Below are 19,360 nucleotides of genomic sequence, written 5' to 3'. Positions count from 1 at the left end.
CGCTCTTCAAACTGGCCCAGCAGGGCTTGGGCGTGCTCGGTGTTGCGGGCCTCGTGGGCTTTGATGCGGTGGGTGAAAGCATCGGCGTCGTGGCTGGTGGCAGACAGCGGCAGGTCTGGCTCGACGACAAAACCCGTGATGCGCGCGCCCAGCTGGGCGGCCAGCGCAATGCTGCCCTCCATGGCGCGGTGGGACAGTTCCGACCCATCCACGGGCACGAAAAGATGCTTGTACATAACCTCTCCTTTTTAAAAAAACAATCGCTGACAACCAGCGTGACAAAAACCCCATTAGCTTAGCGCGTGATTGCGGCGCCCACGGTGATTCCCGAATGCGCTCAGTGCCCTGCCCCTTGGGGCGCGCGCACACGCAAAGAGCTGCATACCCCGGAAAAAACTGCACACCCTGCCCCCAGCCACAGCGCCACCACTTCCCCCTGGCCGTTGTGCGGTGGCCAGACGGCAAACAGCGCCGCCAAAATCACCGCCCCGGTGGTTTGCCCCGTCAACCGCGCGGTGCCCAGCATGCCGCTGGCCGCGCCGCTGCGCTGCAAGGGTGCAGTGGTGACGATGGTGTGGTTGTTGGGCGACTGGAACAGCGCAAACCCGGCGCCGCACACCGCCAGGCGCCAAACCAGATTCCAATCCGATGGCGCAGCGGGCAAGCTCGCCAGCAACGCCAGGCCGCAGGCAAACACCGCCATGCCGATGCCGCCCAGCAGCCCGTCGGGGTAACGGCCAATGAGCCGCCCGACCAGCGGGGCCACCACCACAATCGCCAGCGGCCAGGCCGTCAGCAGCAGGCCCGCCTGCAACGGGGTGCGGCCAAAACCCTCCAGCAGCAAAAACGGCAGCGCCAGATAAGCCAGCATCTGCGCACAAAACGCCCCTACCGATGCGCCCATCGAGAGCGCAAACACCGGTATGCGCAGCAAATCGACTGGCAACAGCGGCACGGCCAGGCGCTGCTGGCGGCGCCAATACACCACGCCCACCAGCACCCCGGCGGCCAGCAGGCCCCAGGCCAGGGGCGAGGCCGTGCCCGATGCCACGCCACCGCGCACACTCAGGCGCTCGGCGCCGACAAAAATCAGCGCAAACATGAGCCCATTGAGCACCACGTCCAGCCACGAATGGCGCCCGCCCAGCGCTGCCACCGGGTTGTGCGGCAAGGCCCGCCGCCCCAGCCACACCGTGAAAGCACCCAGTGGCAGGTTCAGCGCAAACAGCCAGGGCCACGAGGCCACCGACAGCACCATGGCGGCCACCGTAGGCCCGGCCACCGAAGAGATGGCCACCACCATCGAATTGATGGCCATGCCCCGGCCCAGCTGCGCACGCGGGTAAATCAGGCGCACCAGGGCCGCATTCACGCTCATGATGCCCGCCGCGCCCAGGCCCTGCACGGCGCGCGCAGCAATCAGGGTGCCCAGCGAATTGGCCAGCATGGCACCCACCGAGGCCAGCGCAAACAGCCCCAAGCCCAGCAGGTACACGCGCCGGTAGCCCAGGCGCTCGCCCAGCGAGGCCAGCGGCAGCAGCATGATCAGCGTGGCCATCTGGTAGGCGTTGACCACCCAGATGGCGTGCGCGGCGCTGGCGTTCATCTCGCGGGCAATGCCCGGCAGGGCCAGGTTGACGACGCTGCCGTCGAGCACCGCCACCGTCAGGCCCAGGATGATGACCAGCATGGCGCGGCTGCGCGCGGGCGCGGGCAGGCCGTCGGGCAAAGCGCTCTGGGGGGGCATCAGGCGCGGCGCTCCTGCAAGGCGCCCGAATGCACCCGGCCCAGCGTCAGCCAGGTCAGCGCCACACCCACCAGGGCGCCTGCGGCCATCCCCACCACCATGGGCAGTGGCTGGCCGCTCGAAAACAGGCCCACTACCCCCATGGCGGCTGCACCCGTGAGCATCTGCAACGTGCCCAACAGGGCCGAAGCCGTGCCCGCAATGGCACCATGCTGCTCCAGTGCCAGCACAGAGGTGGTCGGGATCACCAGCCCCATGAAAGCGCTGGCGATGAAATACAGCGCAATCAGCACCGCCAGCCGGTCGCCACCGGCCAGGTAGTAGCCCAGCAATACCAGCATCATCGCCCCCGAGGCGCTGGCAGCGGCCTTGACCACGCGCACCAGCCCGAAACGCTCACCCAATGCCCCCGTCAGCTGCGACGCGCCGATAAACGCCACAGCATTGACCGAAAACGCCAGGCTGTACTGGGTGGGCGTGAGCCCGTAATGGTTGATAAGCACAAACGGCGAACTGGCCAGATAGACAAAAAAGCCGGACATGGCGCAGCCCCCAATGAAAACCAGCCCCAGGTAATGGCGGTCGCGCAGCAGCAGGCCATAGGCGTGCAAGGCACTGGCCAAGCTGCTTTGCACGCGCTCAGACGCGGGCCGGGTCTCTGACAGCGTGGTGAACACCAGCGCCAGCCCCGCCGTGGCGGCCAACGCCACGGCCCAGAACACGCCGCGCCAGCCGGTCACGGCAATCAGCGCGCTGCCCGCCAACGGCGCCAGGATGGGCGAGACGCTGAACACCAGCATCAGCAGCGACATCAGCCGCGCGGCCTCGGTGCCGGTGTGCAGGTCGCGCACCACGGCACGCGGAATGGCCATGCCAGCGGCAGCCCCCAGCCCCTGCACAAAGCGCAGCGCAACCAGGGTGTCGATGTCGGTGGCCAGCGCACAGCCCACGCTGGCCAGGGTGAACAGGCCCAGGCCAAAGTACAGCGGCGGCTTGCGCCCGAGCATGTCGGACACCGGCCCATACAGCAATTGGCCCACGCCCAGCGCCAGGAAGAACGCGGTCAGGCTCCATTGCACAGCCCCCACTTCGGCGCCCAGGCTTTGGCCAATGGCGGGCAGCGCGGGCAGGTACATGTCAATGGCGAAAGGCCCGATGGCCGAGAGCAGACCCAAAATCAGGGCCATTTTCAAAAAGCGGGAAAAAAGCATAGCGTTTGATTGTCGCCACCGTGGCCTGGTTCTGCTGGCCACGGGCACCAAGCACCGACCCGCAGTGGGGGCGGTGGGCGGTGGTTAGCGCGGGCCGGCCCTCACGCCTGGGCCTGCCGCAGGGTGTAACCAATGCGCGGAAAGTGGACGTGAACGGTGCCCGCGCGCGGGTCTTGGCGGCGCAGCGTGTAACGCGTGCGCGTGGCGGCCAGCAGCTCGCCCTGGGTGGGCTCGGTGCCAAAGCTGTCGGCAGCGATCTGTACGCTGGAGCCCAGCGCAATGCCGTGCTCGTCCTGAAAAACCTCGTCCCCCAGCGGCAGCGGCTCGGCCCTGGCGGCCACGGTGATGGCGTCTTCGGCGCTGAACTTTTCCATGCGCTGCAAGCCCAGCGCGGCGATGCGGTCCATCCACTCCAGCACGGCGGGCGTGGCCGCGAAGATGTCGGCCATCACCGGCACACAGGTGCGCGTGAACCACAGCGGGTGGTAGGCGGCAAAGTCGGCCAGGCAGGGCTCGGCACCGAACAAAAAGTCGTGCTCTTCGGCCATGTGCGCAATGCGCCGCAGGTACGAGCGGTAGGCGGCGGTGGCCTCGGGCGGGCGCAGGCGCGGCATGCCTGCGCTCATTTCACGGCGGTCTTCGCTGAAAGCCTGGGCCATGCCTTCGGGCAGGTTGGCAAACAGGGCGGCAGCGCCACGCGGTTGCAGGTTGTAGGCCATGGCGGCCCCGAACAAGGTGCTGTCAGCCCACTGCGCAAACACCCGCGCCACGCCCTTGAGGTGGGGCGGGTACAGCACGGGCTCGGGCTGCACGTGCTCCAGCACATCGCAGATCAGGGCCGAATCGCAGTAAATGTCGGCGCCAATCTGCAAAAAAGGCGTCTTGCGATAGCCGCCCGTGAGCGCCTGCACATCAGGCTTGGGCAAGATGGTGGGCACGACCACCGACTTCCAGGGCAACTGCTTGTAAGCCAGCGCGCGCCGGATTTTTTCAGAGAACGGCGACGCGGGGTAGTGGTGCAGGATGAGCGCGGTCATAGAGGGCCTTTCCGGGAGGAGATGCACAGGTATCAGACCAGCTGGACGAGCTGCTTGCCAAAGTTCTTGCCCTTGAGCAGGCCCAAAAACGCCTCGGGCGCGGCGGCAATGCCTTGCGCAATGCTCTGGCGCGGGCTCAGTTGGCCGCTGGCCACCAGCTGACCCAGTTCGGCCAGGGCCTCGGGCCAGACCTCCATGTGCTCGCTGACGATGAAGCCTTCCATTTTGATGCGGTTGAGCAGCAACAGCGCCGGGTGGGCCATGGGCAGCGGCGCACCGTCGTAGCCCGCGATCATGCCGCACAGGGCGATGCGGCCAAAGGCGTTCATGCGCAGCATCACAGCATCCAGGATGTAGCCGCCCACGTTTTCAAAATAGCCGTCAATGCCATCGGGGCAAGCCGCTTTCAGCGCCTGGGCCATGGCGGGGGTGTCGGCATGGACGCGGTAGTCGATGCAGGCGCCAAAGTGCAGCTCTTCGGTGGCGTAGCGGCATTTGTCAGGCCCGCCGGCAATGCCCACCACGCGGCAGCCGCGCGCCTTGGCCAGCGCTGCAAAAGCGCTGCCCACGGCGCCCGTGGCGGCGCTGACCACCACGGTATCGCCCGCCTTGGGCGCAATGATCTTGACCAGGCCGTACCAGGCGGTCACGCCCGGCATGCCCACCGCGCCCAGGTAGTGCGAGAGGGGCACCCGCGTGGTGTCCACTTTTTTCAGGGTGCCGGGCTGGGCGGCGTTGACCACGCTGTACTCCTGCCAGCCGCCAAAGCCCACCACCTTGTCGCCCACAGCGAACCTGGGGTCTCGGGATTCGATCACCTCGCCTGCGGTGCCGCCCTGCATCACCTCGCCCAGGGGCTGGGGTGCGGCGTAGCTCTTGCTGTCGTTCATGCGGCCGCGCATATAGGGGTCCAGGCTCAGGTAGTGGTGGCGCACCAGCACCTGGCCGTCTTGCAGCGCCGGGGTGTCGCTGGCCACCAGCTTGAAGTTGCTGGCACTGGCCTGACCTTGGGGGCGGTTGTCGAGCAGGATTTGCTGGTTGCGGGGCATGGTGCTTTCCTTTACTACACTTTTGATAGCTGCTTGCGCCCTACCACAGGGCGCCAGAGCCTGATTTGACTATAAAAAACTGACCATCAATCGGTGGAAATGGCTTTCAGGGCGTGGGTGCTGCGGCTGTCCACGGGCAGGCGCTTGACGTATTTGAAGGTGCCGGTGGCATGGCTGCACACGCGCCCCTGGGCGTCGAACACAGTGCCTTCGGTGAACGCCATGGTGGCCGTGCGGTGGATCAAGCGGCCCTTGGCCACCAGCGGGCCGCGCGCGGGGTGCATGAAGCTGGTTTTCATCTCGATGGTGACCACGCCCATGTCGGGGGTGTCGCTGCGTGCAGCCGTGGCCAGGGTCACGTCCAGCAAGGTCATGGTGGCACCGCCATGCGTCACGTCAAACGAGTTCAGGTGCTCGGGCTTTGCTTCGTAGCGCAGCTCGGACTCGCCGCCCTCCATGCGGTGCAGGGTAAAGCCGAGGTGGCTGACGAAGGGGATTTCCACACCAAATTTCAACACGACACACTCCAGGAAGCAAAAAACAGAGCGCGCAGGATACCGCGCGCCATACCACGGCCCCCAATGCGCTCGGGCACCACAGTGGCCTGCCGAAGGGGGCGCCAGATTGTGCGGCGGCGCAGTGCCAAAGGTTGTCGCCGGGGTGATTGGACGCTTGGTCTGGCGCTGCCGGTATGGTGCAATCGTGCAATTTTTGGCCCGCCATGCAAGACCAACACCCTGCCCCGCTGCCCACACCACCGTTTTCTACCGTGGCCCTGCCCCTGGAGCCCACCGTCACTGCGCCCGATGGCTCGGACGTGCGGGTGCTGGCGGGGGTGCGGGGCGGCTCCATGGCGCACTTTGCGCTGGCACCGGGCCGCTGCTCGGCTGCGGTGCAGCACAAAACCGTGGAAGAGCTGTGGTACGTGCTCAGCGGCGAGGCCCAGATGTGGCGCTGCCAGGGCGAGCGCGAAGAAGTGGTCACCTTGACCGCCGGCGTGAGCCTGTCGATTCCGCAAGGCACCCGCTTTCAGTTCAAGGCCGTGGGCAGCACGCCCTTTGCCGCCGTGGGCGTGACCATGCCGCCCTGGCCCGGCCCCGATGAGGCCGAGCTGGTGGCCGGGCCCTGGCAGGCCTGCTGAGCCTCTACACCTCCAGCCACTCCTGGCGCACGGCATCGTCGGCTTGCAGGCTGGCGGGTGTGCCGTCAAAGACGATGCGGCCCTGGCCCATGACCAGGGCGCGGTCGGACACGCGCAAGGCAATGGTGAGCTTTTGCTCTATCAACAGCACCGCAATGCCGCGCGCCTGGAGCGCTTGCAGGTACTGCGCCACCAGTTCAATGAGCTGGGGCGCCAGGCCCTCGGTGGGCTCGTCGATGAGGATGAGGTCGGGGTCGCCCATCAGCGTGCGGCACAGGGTAAGCATTTGCTGCTCGCCGCCCGAGAGCACGCCCGCCTCGGTGTGCTGGCGCGCTTTCAGGCGCGGAAACATGGCATACATGTCATCCAGCGACCAGCGGCTGCCTTTGCCACGGCCCTTTTGCCCCAGCAGCAGGTTTTGCTGCACTGTGAGGTGCGGAAACACCTCGCGCCCCTCGGGCACGTAGCCTATGCCCGCGTGGGCGATGTCGTAGGGGGCGCGCCCCGCCAGGCTCTGGCCCTTCCAGCGCACGCTGCCCTGCCAGTCCACCAGGCCCATGATGGCCTTGGCCGTGGTGGAGCGGCCCGAGCCGTTGCGCCCCAGCAGCGCGACGATTTCGCCGGGCTGCACAGCAAAGTGGACGCCATGCAGCACATGGCTTTTGCCGTAGTAGGCGTGCAGGTTATCGATGTGCAGCATGTGCTCAGTCTGGTTCTGTCGGGGCGTTGTCGGGGGCGGTGCCCAGGTAGGCCGCTTGCACGCGCGGGTTGGCGCGCACCTGCTCAGGGGTGTCAAAGGCAATCACCTGGCCATAGACCAGCACGGCAATCTTGTCGGCCAGGCCAAACACCACGCCCATATCGTGCTCCACGGTGAGCAGGGTGCGCCCTTCGGTGACTTGCTTGATGAGCTGGACAAAGCGCCGGGTTTCGCTCTGGCTCATGCCGGCGGTGGGCTCATCGAGCAAAACGACGGGGGCGCCACTGGCGATGGTGATGCCAATCTCCAGCGCGCGCTGCTCGGCGTAGGTGAGGTTGGCAGCCAGCACATCGCGCTTGTGCTCCAGGTGCAGTTGCGCCACGAGCTGCTCGGTGCGCGCGTTGGCGTCGCGCATGCCGGAGAGCAAGCGCCAGAAGCTGTAGCGGTAGCCCAGGCTCCAGAGCACGCTACAGCGCAAGTTGTCAAACACGCTGAGCTGGGGGAACAGGTGGCTGATCTGGAAGCTGCGGCTCAGGCCCAGGCGGTGGATTTGGAACGGCTTTTTGCCATCGATGCGCTGGCCGTTCAGCCACACCTGGCCGCTGCTGGGCGCGCACCGCCCGCTGATGAGGTTGAACAGGGTTGACTTGCCCGCGCCGTTGGGGCCGATGATGGCCACGCGCTCGCCGGGCGCAACCGCCAAGTCCACGCCCCGGATGATGTCGGTTTTGCCAAAGCTTTTGTGCAGGCCGCGCAGCTCCAGCGCCAAGGGTGGGGTGGGCGCCATGGTTACGGCTCCTCTGTGTGCGGGGTGGTGTGCGTACTGCCCAGCTGGAGCTGGCTCCACTGCCGTGCCCACTGGCGCTGGCACAGGGCAAACAGCCCGGCCCCGGTCAGCAGTACACCCGCAGCGCCCAGCCAGCTGACCAGCGCACTGGCATCCAGCGTGGCGCCCAGAAATGTCAGCTGCGGCCCCAGCGCGGCATTGCGCTGCAAGTGGTACACCATCTCGATCATGCAGGCAGCGCCCAGCAGCGCCAGCAAGGCGGCGCCTGCCAGCGCCAGGCAAGCGGGCACCAGCGCACGCAGTTGCCCCCGGCGGGCCAGGCGCACCAGGGCCATGACCAGGCTGGCTACGCCCCCGGGCGCATACATCACCATGCCCAAAAACACCAGGCCCAGGTACAGCAGCCATGCCTGGCTCCATTCCGACAGCAGCACCGTAGCCAGAACCAGCAGCACTGCGCCAATGATGGGCCCGGCAAAAAACGCCGCCCCGCCCAAAAAGGTAAACAGCAGGTAGCTGCCCGAGCGGGCCATGCTGAAGCTGTCAGCACCGGTCACGATCTCGAAGTGGATGGCCGCCAGCGCCCCGCCCACACCGGCAAAAAAACCGGCCATGGTGAAAGCCAGGTGGCGCACACGCTGCGGGTTGTAGCCGATGAATTCGACGCGCTCGGGGTTGTCGCGCACGGCGTTCAACAAACGCCCCAGCGGGGTGCCGGTAAAGGCAAACATGGCGGCGGTGCCCATAAAGCAATAGGCGGCAATCAGGTAATACACCTGAATAGCAGGGCCAAAGGTGATGCCCATGAAGGCGCTGCCATACACGCGGTTGGTGGTAATGCCGCCCTCGCCACCAAAAAACTCAGGAAACATCAGCGCCATGGCGGCCACCAGTTCACCCAGCCCCAGGGTAATCATCGAAAACGGGGTGCCCGCTTTGCGCGTGCTGACAAAGCCCAGCAGCGCAGCACACAACAGGCCCGCTGCGCCGCCTACCAGCGGCACCAGCACCAGCGGCACCCGCCACACGCCCTGGCCCGCCAGGTTCATGGCATGGATGGCGATAAACCCACCCAGCCCGGTATACACCGCATGGCCAAAGCTGAGCATGCCGCCCTGCCCCAGCAAGATGTTGTACGACAGGCAAATCAGGATGAGGTAGCCCATCTGCGAGAGCATGGTCAGCGCCAAACTGCTGGAAAACACCAGCGGCGAGGCCACCAACACCAGCGCAAACAACGCCCAGACGGCAAAACGGCCCATGTCTATCAGCCCTCCCGCGTGCCCAGCAGCCCCTTGGGGCGCAGGATCAGCATCAACACCAACAGCAGGTAGGGCAGGATGGGCGCCACCTGCGCCGCCGTCAGCTTGAGCAGCGGCCAGCCCCAGGTGCCCTCATGCACCGCGATGCCCAGGCCCTGCAAGGCGCTGGCCAGCGAATAATCCAGCGCCACGGCCAAGGTCTGCACCAGCCCAATCAGCAGCGAGGCCCAGAACGCCCCCGCCAGCGAGCCCAGCCCGCCCACCACCACCACCACAAAAATAATGGAGCCCACGGCGCCTGCCATGGCGGGTTCGGTGACGTAGGTGTTGCCGCCAATCACCCCCGCCAGCGCGGCCAGCGCGCAACCGCCGCCAAACACCCCCATGAACACGCGCGGTACGTTGTGGCCCAGCGCCTGCACCATCTCGGGGTGCTTGAGCGCGGCCTGTATCACCAGGCCGATGCGCGTGCGCGTCAGCAGCAGCCACACCACCAGCAGCATCCACAGCGCCACCAGCATGATGAACGCGCGCGACTTCGGGAACTGCGTGCCATACAGCGTAAACAGCGGCCCCTGCAAGGCCTCGGGCAGGCCATAAGGCACTGTGGAGCGCCCCCACACCAGCTGCACCAGCTCCACCATCACATACGACAGGCCGAACGTGACCAGCAGCTCGGGCACATGGCCAAAGCGGTGGACGCGGCGCAGGCAGTAGCGCTCAAACAGTGCGCCCAGCACGCCCACGGCCAGCGGCGCCAGCACCAGCGCCCACCAGAACCCCACCACCCCCGACAGCGTGTAGGCCAGATAAGCGCCCAGCATGTAAAAACTGGTGTGCGCAAAATTGAGCACGCCCATCATGCTGAAAATCAGCGTCAGCCCCGAACTGAGCATGAACAGCAGCAACCCGTAGCTGACGCCATTGAGCAGCGAGACCACCAGCAGCTCGGCACTCATGACTGGCGCAGGCGCAAAGGGCGCACGGGAGCCACAGCGCTAGCGCCAGCAGCGACCCAAGCAACGGCAAACGGCTTGAAAAGCAAGGCCGCAGCACCCGCTGAAAATAAACAGTGAAAAATGGCTCTAGCGCTTATTGGGCATGCGCTACAAGCTATTCTTTCAATAGCAAAAAACATTCTCTTTCCAGATGTAAAAAAGCCCCCCGGCCGCGCAGTGCGTTGCGCAGGCGGGGGGCCGCAAGGATAGCTTGGGCGCCGTGCTACTGGCGCCAGCGCGTGCAATTACAGGCCGGGCAGCCGGTAATCCTTGAGCTGCTCACGCAGCCGGGTCTTGAGCATCTTGCCCGTGGCGCCCAGCGGGATGGCATCGACAAACACCACATCGTCCGGGATTTGCCACTTGGCGGTTTTGCCCTCGTAAAAGGCCAGCAGCTCCTCGCGCGTGACCTCGGCGCCGGGCTTTCTGGCCACGGCCACGATGGGGCGCTCGTCCCACTTGGGGTGGGGCATGCCAATGCAGGCGGCCATGGCAATGGCGGGGTGTGCCATGGCAATGTTCTCGATGTCGATGGAGCTGATCCACTCGCCGCCCGACTTGATCACGTCTTTGCTGCGGTCGGTGATCTGCATGAAGCCGTCGGCGTCAATGGTGGCCACGTCGCCGGTAGGGAACCAGCCCCGGCCCTGGGCGTCCTGGACGAGCGGGCTCTCGCCCTTGTAGTAGGTGTCCAGAATCCAGGGGCCGCGCACCAGCAGATCGCCGTAGGTTTTGCCGTCCCAGGGCAGTTCGTTGCCGTCGCCATCGATGATTTTCATGTCCACCCCGTACAGCGCCCGGCCCTGCTTTTGCAGCACCTTCATCTGCTCGGGGGCGGGCCAGTGCAACTGGTGGTTTTTCAGGGTACACAGCGTGCCCAGGGGACTCATCTCGGTCATGCCCCAGGCGTGCAGCACTTCCACGCCAAACTCTTCCTGGAAGGCGGTGATCATGGCGGGCGGGCAGGCCGAGCCGCCAATCACCGTGCGCTTGAGGCTGGAAAAACGCAGGCCATTGGGTTTGACATGGCCCAGCAGCATCTGCCAGACGGTGGGCACGCCAGCGGCGTAGGTCACGCCCTCGGCCTCGATCAGCTCATAGACCGATTTGCCGTCCAGCGCCGGGCCGGGAAACACCACCTTGCAGCCCGTCAGCGCCGCAGAGTACGGAATGCCCCAGGCGTTGACGTGGAACATGGGCACCACGGGCAGCACCGAGTCGCGGGCCGACAGGCACATCACATCGGGCAGCGCGGCAGCGTAGGCGTGCAGCGTGGTGGAGCGGTGGCTGTACAGCGCCGCTTTGGGGTTGCCAGTGGTGCCGCTGGTGTAGCACATGCTGGAGGCGGTGTTTTCATCAAACTGCGGCCAGACATAGGTGCTGGAATGCGCGCCAATCCAATCTTCGTAGCTGCTCAGGCCGGGGATGCCGCTGCCCTCGGGCAGCTTGTCGGCATCGCACAGGGCCACCCATTTTTTGACGGTGGGGCACTTGGCATGTACGGCCTGCACCAGCGGCAGGAAGGTCAGGTCAAAGCACAGCACCTGGTCTTCGGCGTGGTTGATGATCCAGGCGATCTGGTCGGGATGCAGGCGCGGGTTGATGGTGTGCATCACGCGGCCCGAGCCGCTGACGCCAAAGTACATCTCCATGTGGCGGTAGCCGTTCCAGGCCAGCGAGGCCACGCGGTCGCTGGGCTGCAAGCCTTCGCTGTCAAGGGCATTGGCCAGACGCCGGGCGCGCGCTGCCAGGTCGCGGTAGGTGTAGCGGTGGATGTCACCCTCTACACGGCGCGAAACAATCTCGCCGCTGCCGTGGTGGCGTTCGGCAAACTCAATCAGCGACGAAATCAGCAATGGCTGACTCTGCATCAAACCCAGCATAGGTGTACTCCTTGGTTGTTATGAATGTGAAAACCGGCACATGGTAACGGGTGAATTTCAAGGGCTTTTGCTGCGCCGTGCGGCACCGGAAGCCGCCTGTCGCGCAGATGACAATCGCAGCCAGAAACCACCCGCCCCCGCACCGCAGCAGCGCCCACCCAGTAACCCTGCAAGCCCTGTGCAAACCACCCGCACAGCGACAATGCCCGCATGAATTCGCCCTTTGATGCGCCCCCCACCACCAGCCCGCCGCTGCACTGGCGCAACCGCTTTGCCGCGCTGGGCCCGCAGTTTGGCACCCGGCTGCAGCCCACGCCGCTGCCCGCACCGCACTGGGTGGCCCACAGCGCCAGCACCGCCAAGGCCCTGGGGCTGGACGCGCACTGGCTGCCCTCCGATGAGGCCCTGCAAGCCTTCAGCGGCAACGCCCTGCTGCCGGGCAGCGCGCCGCTGGCCAGCGTGTACAGCGGCCACCAGTTTGGCGTGTGGGCCGGGCAACTGGGCGATGGCCGCGCCCTGCTGCTGGGCGAGGTGGATACGCCCCACGGCCCGCAGGAAATCCAGCTCAAGGGCAGCGGCCCCACGCCCTACTCGCGCGGCGGCGATGGCCGCGCCGTGCTGCGCTCCAGCATCCGCGAGTTTTTGTGCAGCGAAGCCATGCACGCCCTGGGCATCCCCACCACACGGGCGCTGTGCCTCACCGGCTCGCCCGCGCCGGTGTACCGCGAGCGCGCGGAAACCGCCGCCGTGGTCACGCGCACCGCGCCCAGCTTTATCCGCTTTGGCCACTTCGAGCACTTCGCGGCGCGCAACCAGCTCGATGCGCTGCGCCAGCTGGCCGACACCGTCATCGATCAGCACTACCCCGACTGCCGCACCGGCGCTGCTGGCAACGGCAACCCCTACGCCGCGCTCTTGCAGGCCGTGAGCGAGCGCACCGCCGCGCTGGTGGCGCAGTGGCAGGCCGTGGGTTTTTGCCACGGCGTGCTCAACACCGACAACATGAGCATCCTGGGCCTGACGCTGGACTACGGGCCGTTCCAGTTCCTCGATGCCTTCGTGCCCGGCCATATCTGCAACCACAGCGACACCCAGGGCCGCTACGCCTTCCACCGCCAGCCGCACATCGCCTACTGGAACTTGTACTGCCTGGGCCAGGCGCTGCAACCGCTGATTGGCGAGCCTGCAGCCGTCCACGGCGCGCTGGCCTCGTACAAAACCGAGTTTCCGCGCCAGTTCATGGGCCGTATGCGCGCCAAGCTGGGGCTGACCACGCCGCACCCGGCTGAAGGTGCGGTGATGGATGGCATCCTGCAACTGCTGGCCGACCAGGGCGTGGACTACCCCATCTTCTGGCGCCGCCTGTCGCACGCCGTGGCGCAGCAGCAGTTCGAACCCGTGCGCGACCTGTTTGCCGATCGCGCCCCGCTGGACGCATGGTTGCTATCGTATTCAGAGCTAGAGGCGCTTACTGGGAAAGCGCCAGATGCCGATTTGATGTTAAAAACCAACCCCTGTTACGTGCTGCGCAACCATCTGGCCGAAGAAGCCATCGCCGCCGCGCAAGCCGGGGATTTTTCTGTGCTGCACACCCTCCAAACCCTGCTGGAGCGCCCGTTTGACGAGCACCCCGACTACACCGCCCAGGCCGGCTTTCCGCCAGACTGGGCCTCCTCCATCTCCATCAGCTGCTCATCATGAACTTTCCTGTCCAGAAAACCCCAGCCGAATGGCAGGCCGTGCTGGCTGCCAAAAACGCCGAACCCGGCGCGCTGCAAGTCACACGCCACGCCGCCACCGAGCGCCCCTTCACCGGCAAATACAACCAGGTCTGGGCCGACGGCAGCTACCACTGCATCTGCTGCGATGCCAAGCTGTTCGAGGCGGGCACCAAGTTTGATGCGGGCTGCGGCTGGCCCAGCTTCAGCCAGGCCGTGCCCGGCGCCATCACCGAGATCACCGACCACAGCCACGGCATGGTGCGCGTCGAGACCGTGTGCACCCAATGCGGCGCCCACCTGGGCCACGTGTTTGAAGACGGCCCCGCGCCCACGGGCCTGCGCTACTGTATGAACTCCGCGTCCCTGGACTTCACGCCCCGCACCTCCTGACCGGGCCTTGAGAAGCCCCCGCCACCATGAAAATCCTGATCGACTTCTTCCCCATCATCCTGTTCTTTGTCGCCTTCAAGGTCTGGGGCATTTACGCCGCCACCGCCGTGGCCATCGCCGCCACCGTGGTGCAAATCGGCTACCTGCGCTACAAGCACGGCAAGGTCGAGGCCATGCAATGGCTCAGCCTGGGCGTGATCGTGCTGTTTGGCGGCGCCACGCTGCTGGCCCAGAGCGAAACCTTCATCAAATGGAAACCCACCGTGCTGTACTGGCTGATGGGCGGGGCGCTGCTGGTGGGGCAGTTGTTTTTCAAGAAGAACTTCATCAAAAGCCTGATGGGTGCGCAGATGGAATTGCCCGACAGCGTCTGGCGCACCGTGAACTGGGCCTGGGCTGGATTTTTTGCCACCATGGGCGTGCTCAACCTGTGGGTGGCCTACCACTTTGACACCGATACCTGGGTCAACTTCAAGCTGTTTGGCGGCATGGGGCTGATGTTTGTTTTCGTCATTGCCCAGGCGCTGTACCTGGGGCGCTACCTCAAAGAGCCTGAAAACACCAAGGACGCCCAGCCATGAACACCAACGCCACCACCGAGGCCATCACCGCCCTGGCAATGGAGCAGTGCCTGCGCGCCCAGCTCGCCCCCACCGCCCTGCAAGTACTCGACGAGAGCCATGCCCACGCGGGCCACGCGGGCGCCAACGGCACCGGCGCGGGCACGCATTTTCGGGTGCGCATTGCGTCGCCGCGTTTCAACAATGTGTCACGGGTTCAGCGGCATCGCCTTGTGTATGATGCGCTGCAAGAATTTATTGACCGCGGCGCCCATGCCATCGCCATTGAAATTCTCTGACCAGGGCTTGGCAAAAACCTTGCGGCTTGCCGACCGTCGGTCTGTAGCCAACTTCTCTTTTTTGGATTTCGAATGAAGAAACAGCTCTTGTCAGGCCTTGTGGCCGCCACCCTGTTGGGTGCCGCAGCCCTGCCCGCCTCCGCCCAGAATCTGGCCATTGTCAATGGCAAGCCCGTTCCCGCAGAACGCTTCGACACCGTCAAGCAGCAGGTGGAACGCACTGGCCGCCAGATCACCCCCGATATCGAAGCGCGCATCAAAGACCAGATCATCACTGCCGAAGTTTTTACGCAAGAAGCGCAAAAACAAGGCATTGAAGGCTCCAGCAACTTCCGCGCCCAAATGGAGTTGGCACGCCAGCAAATCCTGATCAACGAGCTGTTTGCTGAATACAAAAACAAACACCCCGTCACGGACGCTGAAATCCAGGCTGAATACGACAAGTTCGTAGCGGCCAACGGTGGCAAGGAATACAAGGCCAGCCACATCCTGGTGGAAAAAGAAGATGAGGCCAAGGCCATCATCGCCTCCATCAAGAAGGGCGCCAAGTTTGAAGACATCGCCAAGAAGCAATCCAAAGACCCAGGTTCTGGCGCCAAGGGCGGCGACCTGGATTGGGCCAACCCCAACAGCTATGTATCAGAATTTACCGAAGCACTGATCAAGCTCGAAAAGGGCAAGATCACCCAAGCCCCAGTGAAGAGCCAGTTCGGCTGGCACGTTATCCGCCTGGATGACCTGCGCCAAGCCCAGCTGCCCAACCTGGAAGAAGTCAAGCCGCAGATTGCCCAGCAATTGGAACAGCAAAAGCTGGCCAAGTACCAGGAAGACCTGCGCGCCAAGGCCAAGGTCGAATAATTCTGTAGCAGGCGCTGCTACCTGAAACGCGGCTTAGGCCGCGTTTTTTCATGGCGTGACACCCCACCACGCTCCCCACGCTAGCAGAACACCCATCAAGATGGGCTGGTGCAGCAGGTAATAGACCAGGCTCCAGCGCCCCAAAACAGCCAGGGGGCGCAGCAATGCAGGCACCGCCATCCTGAGCCAGGAGGGCCTGTGCAGCAACAACCAGCACCCACAGGCTCCCCCCCACCACAGCACGCCCAACCAGGGCAGCACTGGCACGTAGTCTTCGGTATAGGGCTTGCGCGACACCAGCCCCAGCCAATTGAGCGTGCGCGCATTGAACAACGCAGCCCATTCAGACAACGCCCCAGTCAACAAATGCTGCGCTACCACCGGCAGGGCAATGGCCACGCCCCCCGCCAGCGCCCACCACAATGCTCCCTGCCCTGCGGCCAGGCAGCGCGTGAGCAACAGCATCACAGCCATGCCATGGAGTACGCCAAAGTAAATAAAGCTCTGGGGAAACATGGCGTATGAGCCCGCGCTGACCAGCAACGCTCCGGCGGCGATCTGCCCCCAGCGACGACCAAACCGCCGCCACCCCTGCCCCTGGTACAAGGCAATCGCCTGCCCCAACCCGGCACAAAAAAGAAACATGCTCACAATCGCTGTGCGCTGGCCTGTCCAGAACGGGTCAGTCCGAAAATTTTGCGGCCAATAGCCAAAATGGCTCAGGTCAAAGCACAGGTGGAAAACCGTCATCCACACCATGGCCATGCCACGCAGGGCATCCACGGCATCGAAACGGGATGGGGACACGCCAGTGGGCGCAGGGGGGCAAAGATGGGTCACGCGTCACCAGAGCAAAGAAGGCGCCATCATGACAGCCCGCCAAGGCTGCTGTGCCCTGCTGGCAAAACAATGGCCCAAAGCAAAAAAGACTTGCCGCGTAAACGGCAAGTCTTTCAAACAATGGTCGGAGCGGCGGGATTCGAACTCGCGACCCTCTGCTCCCAAAGCAGATGCGCTACCAGGCTGCGCTACGCTCCGACAGCTGGTATTCTAACCCCAAAAATCACTGCATCTGGAGAAAAGTGCAAATATTCACGCTAACCAGCAAGCCAGACGCCCAGCGCCTCAACGGCCAGGGGCCGGGCCCCGACCAGCCAGGTGGCGGAAGGTGATGCGGCCCTTGGTCAGGTCGTAAGGCGACATCTCCAGCGACACTTTATCGCCCGCCAAAATACGGATGTGGTGCTTGCGCATCTTGCCGCCGGTATAGGCAATCAGTTGATGCCCGTTGTCCAGGGTGACGCGAAAGCGCGAGTCGGGCAGCACTTCGGTAACGCTGCCTTGCATTTCAATGAGTTCTTCTTTGGCCATATTCAATCTCGTAAAAACAAATCAATGGGTATCTGTGTTTGGCGCCTGCGCGGGGGGATGTCCACCACGGCAATGCTGCCCCTGGGGGGCTCGACACACTGTGCGGGCGGGCTGTGGGAGTCGCTGCACCCGGGGCGCAGGTCGGGAAGAAGGCCGGGGGAGACGGCGTCAATGGACAGGCAAGGCGCTGTGCATGAGCTCGTACATTGTAGCGCGCTGAACGCCTGCCTGCGCCCAGCCCGGCGCGATCACGCCTGTGGCACTTGCAGCGCACCGGCCAGGGCGCGCACCAAGTCCGTCTGGGTGACGATGCCCACCAGGCGTTGGCGATCGTCCAGGATCGGAATATGGTGGTGCCCGCCTTGTGAAAAAAGCGGCACCAACTCCATGACCAACTGCCCGGTTTGCGCCGTCTGCACCGGCTGCGACATGATCTGCCCCACCAGCGTAGGCTGTGTGCTGCGCCCGCGCACCAGGCTGCGCAGGCGCTGGCCCAGCCCCTCGGGCGCATCCGTGCGTGCCAGGCGCATGAAATCGGCCACCGTCACGATGCCGCATACCTGGCGCTGATCGTCCACCACTGGCAGCGCTTTAACCCGTTCGCTGCGCATCAATGCCTGCGCGTCCTTGAGCGATACCGCCGCTTCCACCGACAAAACTGGCTGGGACATGATGTCCTCGCAGCGCAAATCGCCCAGCGTGCGGGCAAAGGCAGCGCGCCCCGCCAGGTGCAACAACCCCTCCAGATCGGCACGGCTTACATCGAGCACACCGTTGTAGTGCGACAGCGCCGCGTCCAAATCAGCGGAAGTGAAAGCGCCCGGCCCACGGGGCGCTACCTCTGGCGCTGACTGGGCGTGCGGGTATCGGCGCCCGGTCAGGTTGTTGTAGAGCATGCCCACCGCCAGCAAGGCCAGCAGCGTCACGGGGACAGTCCATCCATGCAACTGTGCCGCCTGCTGCGGATTGAGCACCATGGACAACGCCAGTGCGGCCCCCGGTGGATGCAAACAGCGCAAAGGCAGCATGACTGCCACCGAAACGGCCACCGCCAGCGCGCCAGCCCAGGCACCATCGGGCACCAGCACCGCACTGGCAACGCCCACCCACATCGACAACAAACTGCCCGCCAACACCGGCCAGGGCTGTGACAACGGGCTCGATGGCATGCCAAACACCAGCACCGCACTGGCCCCCAGCGACGCCAGCAGCCAAGGCCCCTGCAAACCCGTGAGCGCACCCCACCCATGCCCCAGCCAAGCCACCAGCAACATGCCGCAGGCCATGCCGATGGCCATGCGCAGCCCTTCGCGCACCGTGATGCCCACGGGGGCAGGCCAAAACCGTTGTAGCCACAACCACACGCTGTGGGCAAAGGACAAAGAACGCGGTGGCAACAAAGGATCAGGCAAGGGCATGGAGATGAAACAGAACGGCGCCAACGCGACCGCGAGGGGTGCAATCATGGGCGCGCCCATTGTGCATCCAGGCCCGCAGAGCGTGCAGGCGCAACGCATTGTCCCCCTGGCTGGCACAAGGCCACCGATAGAATGCCCCACTCCCGCCACTACCCTGACAGCCACCCGTGTCTGACCGCCTTGCCGTACTGCCACAGTACCTTTTGCCCCAGCGTGCCCTGACCACCTTTGCAGGGCGCATCGCCTCGGCGCAAGCCGGTTCACTCACCACCGCCCTCATCCGGCGCTTTATTGCCCGCTACGGCGTGGACATGAGCGAGGCTGCCAACCCCGACATCACCAGTTACGCCAGTTTCAATGACTTCTTTACCCGCGCCCTGCGCCCGGGCGCACGCCCACTGTCCAAGGCCGACCTGATCTGCCCGGTGGACGGCGCCGTCAGCCAGTTTGGCGCCATCGACAGCGACCAGATTTTTCAGGCCAAGGGCCACCACTACTCCACCACCGCGCTGCTGGGCGGCGACGCAGCGCTGGCCGCGCAGTTCCAGAACGGGCATTTCGCCACCATTTACCTCAGCCCGCGCGACTACCACCGCATCCACATGCCCTGCCACGGCCAGCTGCGGCGCATGGTGCATGTGCCGGGCGCGCTGTTCTCAGTCAACCCGACCACGGCGCGCGGCGTGCCGGGGCTGTTTGCCCGCAACGAGCGCGTGGTCTGCGTGTTCGACTCGGCACGCGGGCCGTTCGTGATGGTGCTGGTGGGCGCCACCATCGTGGGCAGCATGGCCACCGTGTGGCACGGCGTGGTCAACCCGCCGCGCACCGGCACCCTGCGCAGCTGGGATTACGCTGGCAAGCCCCCAGTCAAGCTGCGCCAAGGCGATGAAATGGGCCGCTTTTTGCTGGGCTCTACCATCGTGCTGCT

Annotated in this window: 21 protein-coding genes and 1 tRNA gene; 7 read left to right on the top strand and 15 right to left on the bottom strand. The window is 65.0% G+C overall.

All coding sequences use genetic code 11. The features are described 5' to 3' along the window. From PHX69_RS07875 to PHX69_RS07850, 6 genes are all read right to left on the bottom strand, one after another. Positions 1-236: universal stress protein (locus PHX69_RS07875; protein ID WP_288043200.1), on the bottom strand; the 236-nt coding region annotated here is incomplete at its 3' end. Between the two features lie 101 nt (positions 237-337). Beyond that, positions 338-1,747 carry an MDR family MFS transporter gene (locus PHX69_RS07870; RefSeq protein WP_288043198.1) on the bottom strand — a complete coding sequence of 470 codons (1,410 nt, stop codon included), beginning with the start codon at positions 1,745-1,747 and terminating at the stop codon, positions 338-340. After that, positions 1,747-2,958 (bottom strand): multidrug effflux MFS transporter, encoded by a 1,212-nt coding sequence (locus tag PHX69_RS07865; RefSeq protein ID WP_288043197.1) that lies wholly within the window; start codon positions 2,956-2,958, stop codon positions 1,747-1,749. The genes PHX69_RS07870 and PHX69_RS07865 overlap by 1 nt, the downstream gene beginning before the upstream one ends. Positions 2,959-3,059: 101 nt before the next feature. Then, complete coding sequence (locus tag PHX69_RS07860; RefSeq protein WP_288043196.1) at positions 3,060-3,995, bottom strand: glutathione S-transferase family protein; 936 nt, start codon at positions 3,993-3,995, stop codon at positions 3,060-3,062. 32 nt (positions 3,996-4,027) lie between these two features. Beyond that, positions 4,028-5,044, bottom strand: coding sequence for an NADP-dependent oxidoreductase (locus PHX69_RS07855; protein ID WP_288043195.1), 1,017 nt, complete (start codon positions 5,042-5,044; stop codon positions 4,028-4,030). Positions 5,045-5,130: 86 nt separating this feature from the next. Beyond that, positions 5,131-5,562 (bottom strand): PaaI family thioesterase, encoded by a 432-nt coding sequence (locus PHX69_RS07850; RefSeq protein WP_119013186.1) that lies wholly within the window; start codon positions 5,560-5,562, stop codon positions 5,131-5,133. Positions 5,563-5,765: 203 nt separating this feature from the next. Between PHX69_RS07850 and PHX69_RS07845 the strand changes: the two genes are divergently transcribed. Beyond that, the gene (locus PHX69_RS07845) at positions 5,766-6,185 is read left to right on the top strand and encodes a cupin domain-containing protein (RefSeq protein ID WP_206613243.1); all 420 of its coding nucleotides are present in this window, start codon (positions 5,766-5,768) and stop codon (positions 6,183-6,185) included. 4 nt (positions 6,186-6,189) lie between these two features. Here the strand turns inward: PHX69_RS07845 and PHX69_RS07840 are convergent, their stop codons facing one another. From PHX69_RS07840 to PHX69_RS07820, 5 genes are all read right to left on the bottom strand, one after another. Next, on the bottom strand, positions 6,190-6,885 hold the full coding sequence (locus PHX69_RS07840) for an ABC transporter ATP-binding protein (protein ID WP_119013158.1): 696 nt from the start codon (positions 6,883-6,885) through the stop codon (positions 6,190-6,192). Between the two features lie 4 nt (positions 6,886-6,889). Further along, positions 6,890-7,672 carry an ABC transporter ATP-binding protein gene (locus PHX69_RS07835; RefSeq protein ID WP_288043194.1) on the bottom strand — a complete coding sequence of 261 codons (783 nt, stop codon included), beginning with the start codon at positions 7,670-7,672 and terminating at the stop codon, positions 6,890-6,892. A 2-nt stretch (positions 7,673-7,674) separates the two neighbouring features. Next, positions 7,675-8,934 (bottom strand): branched-chain amino acid ABC transporter permease, encoded by a 1,260-nt coding sequence (locus PHX69_RS07830; protein WP_288043192.1) that lies wholly within the window; start codon positions 8,932-8,934, stop codon positions 7,675-7,677. Between the two features lie 5 nt (positions 8,935-8,939). After that, the gene (locus tag PHX69_RS07825) at positions 8,940-9,893 is read right to left on the bottom strand and encodes a branched-chain amino acid ABC transporter permease (RefSeq protein WP_119013161.1); all 954 of its coding nucleotides are present in this window, start codon (positions 9,891-9,893) and stop codon (positions 8,940-8,942) included. A 284-nt stretch (positions 9,894-10,177) separates the two neighbouring features. Next, entirely contained in the window at positions 10,178-11,815 is a 1,638-nt protein-coding gene (locus PHX69_RS07820; RefSeq protein ID WP_288043191.1) for a 3-(methylthio)propionyl-CoA ligase, read from the bottom strand. Positions 11,816-12,025: 210 nt separating this feature from the next. Between PHX69_RS07820 and PHX69_RS07815 the strand changes: the two genes are divergently transcribed. The 5 genes from PHX69_RS07815 to PHX69_RS07795 all read left to right on the top strand — a co-directional run bounded on the left by PHX69_RS07815 (position 12,026) and on the right by PHX69_RS07795 (position 15,643). Next, positions 12,026-13,516 carry a protein adenylyltransferase SelO gene (locus PHX69_RS07815; RefSeq protein ID WP_288043189.1) on the top strand — a complete coding sequence of 497 codons (1,491 nt, stop codon included), beginning with the start codon at positions 12,026-12,028 and terminating at the stop codon, positions 13,514-13,516. Further along, positions 13,513-13,926: a peptide-methionine (R)-S-oxide reductase MsrB gene (msrB, locus tag PHX69_RS07810; protein WP_119013164.1), complete on the top strand. Its 414-nt coding sequence runs from the start codon at positions 13,513-13,515 to the stop codon at positions 13,924-13,926. Before PHX69_RS07815 ends, msrB begins: the two co-directional genes overlap by 4 nt. Positions 13,927-13,952: 26 nt before the next feature. Further along, positions 13,953-14,507 carry a septation protein A gene (locus PHX69_RS07805; RefSeq protein WP_119013165.1) on the top strand — a complete coding sequence of 185 codons (555 nt, stop codon included), beginning with the start codon at positions 13,953-13,955 and terminating at the stop codon, positions 14,505-14,507. Further along, positions 14,504-14,785 (top strand): BolA family protein, encoded by a 282-nt coding sequence (locus PHX69_RS07800; protein ID WP_119013166.1) that lies wholly within the window; start codon positions 14,504-14,506, stop codon positions 14,783-14,785. The genes PHX69_RS07805 and PHX69_RS07800 overlap by 4 nt, the downstream gene beginning before the upstream one ends. 72 nt (positions 14,786-14,857) lie before the next feature. Further along, the gene (locus PHX69_RS07795) at positions 14,858-15,643 is read left to right on the top strand and encodes a peptidylprolyl isomerase (protein ID WP_119013167.1); all 786 of its coding nucleotides are present in this window, start codon (positions 14,858-14,860) and stop codon (positions 15,641-15,643) included. A gap of 48 nt (positions 15,644-15,691) precedes the next feature. Here PHX69_RS07795 and PHX69_RS07790 read toward each other — a convergent pair whose 3' ends face one another. The 4 genes from PHX69_RS07790 to PHX69_RS07775 form a co-directional block, all read right to left on the bottom strand. Next, positions 15,692-16,450 (bottom strand): heparan-alpha-glucosaminide N-acetyltransferase, encoded by a 759-nt coding sequence (locus tag PHX69_RS07790; protein WP_288043188.1) that lies wholly within the window; start codon positions 16,448-16,450, stop codon positions 15,692-15,694. A 154-nt stretch (positions 16,451-16,604) separates the two neighbouring features. Further along, a tRNA-Pro gene (locus PHX69_RS07785) sits at positions 16,605-16,681 on the bottom strand. Between the two features lie 87 nt (positions 16,682-16,768). Continuing rightward, positions 16,769-17,014, bottom strand: coding sequence for a translation initiation factor IF-1 (gene infA / locus PHX69_RS07780; protein WP_119013168.1), 246 nt, complete (start codon positions 17,012-17,014; stop codon positions 16,769-16,771). Between the two features lie 248 nt (positions 17,015-17,262). Further along, on the bottom strand, positions 17,263-18,432 hold the full coding sequence (locus PHX69_RS07775) for an HPP family protein (RefSeq protein WP_288043186.1): 1,170 nt from the start codon (positions 18,430-18,432) through the stop codon (positions 17,263-17,265). 167 nt (positions 18,433-18,599) lie between these two features. On the opposite strand from PHX69_RS07775, the gene asd reads away from it, so the two are divergent. Continuing rightward, positions 18,600-19,360, top strand: a 761-nt coding sequence (gene asd, locus PHX69_RS07770; protein WP_288043185.1) for an archaetidylserine decarboxylase, incomplete at its 3' end; no start/stop codon positions are given.

The organism is Simplicispira sp. (genome assembly GCF_028687295.1).
Lineage (GTDB): Bacteria > Pseudomonadota > Gammaproteobacteria > Burkholderiales > Burkholderiaceae_C > Simplicispira > Simplicispira metamorpha.
The sequence above is the reverse complement of the archived record's forward strand: the minus strand, read 5'-3'. Positions and strand labels throughout refer to the sequence as shown.

Bases quoted from the DNA above. Each gene is read 5' to 3' on its own strand.
- PHX69_RS07870 (WP_288043198.1), bottom strand. From the start codon at position 1,747: ATGCCCCCCCAGAGCGCTTTGCCCGACGGCCTGCCCGCGCCCGCGCGC.
- PHX69_RS07865 (WP_288043197.1), bottom strand. From the start codon at position 2,958: ATGCTTTTTTCCCGCTTTTTGAAAATGGCCCTGATTTTGGGTCTGCTC.
- PHX69_RS07860 (WP_288043196.1), bottom strand. From the start codon at position 3,995: ATGACCGCGCTCATCCTGCACCACTACCCCGCGTCGCCGTTCTCTGAA.
- PHX69_RS07855 (WP_288043195.1), bottom strand. From the start codon at position 5,044: ATGCCCCGCAACCAGCAAATCCTGCTCGACAACCGCCCCCAAGGTCAG.
- PHX69_RS07845 (WP_206613243.1), top strand. From the start codon at position 5,766: ATGCAAGACCAACACCCTGCCCCGCTGCCCACACCACCGTTTTCTACC.
- PHX69_RS07840 (WP_119013158.1), bottom strand. From the start codon at position 6,885: ATGCTGCACATCGATAACCTGCACGCCTACTACGGCAAAAGCCATGTG.
- PHX69_RS07835 (WP_288043194.1), bottom strand. From the start codon at position 7,672: ATGGCGCCCACCCCACCCTTGGCGCTGGAGCTGCGCGGCCTGCACAAA.
- PHX69_RS07830 (WP_288043192.1), bottom strand. From the start codon at position 8,934: ATGGGCCGTTTTGCCGTCTGGGCGTTGTTTGCGCTGGTGTTGGTGGCC.
- PHX69_RS07825 (WP_119013161.1), bottom strand. From the start codon at position 9,893: ATGAGTGCCGAGCTGCTGGTGGTCTCGCTGCTCAATGGCGTCAGCTAC.
- PHX69_RS07820 (WP_288043191.1), bottom strand. From the start codon at position 11,815: ATGCTGGGTTTGATGCAGAGTCAGCCATTGCTGATTTCGTCGCTGATT.
- PHX69_RS07815 (WP_288043189.1), top strand. From the start codon at position 12,026: ATGAATTCGCCCTTTGATGCGCCCCCCACCACCAGCCCGCCGCTGCAC.
- msrB (WP_119013164.1), top strand. From the start codon at position 13,513: ATGAACTTTCCTGTCCAGAAAACCCCAGCCGAATGGCAGGCCGTGCTG.
- PHX69_RS07805 (WP_119013165.1), top strand. From the start codon at position 13,953: ATGAAAATCCTGATCGACTTCTTCCCCATCATCCTGTTCTTTGTCGCC.
- PHX69_RS07800 (WP_119013166.1), top strand. From the start codon at position 14,504: ATGAACACCAACGCCACCACCGAGGCCATCACCGCCCTGGCAATGGAG.
- PHX69_RS07795 (WP_119013167.1), top strand. From the start codon at position 14,858: ATGAAGAAACAGCTCTTGTCAGGCCTTGTGGCCGCCACCCTGTTGGGT.
- infA (WP_119013168.1), bottom strand. From the start codon at position 17,014: ATGGCCAAAGAAGAACTCATTGAAATGCAAGGCAGCGTTACCGAAGTG.
- PHX69_RS07775 (WP_288043186.1), bottom strand. From the start codon at position 18,432: ATGCCCTTGCCTGATCCTTTGTTGCCACCGCGTTCTTTGTCCTTTGCC.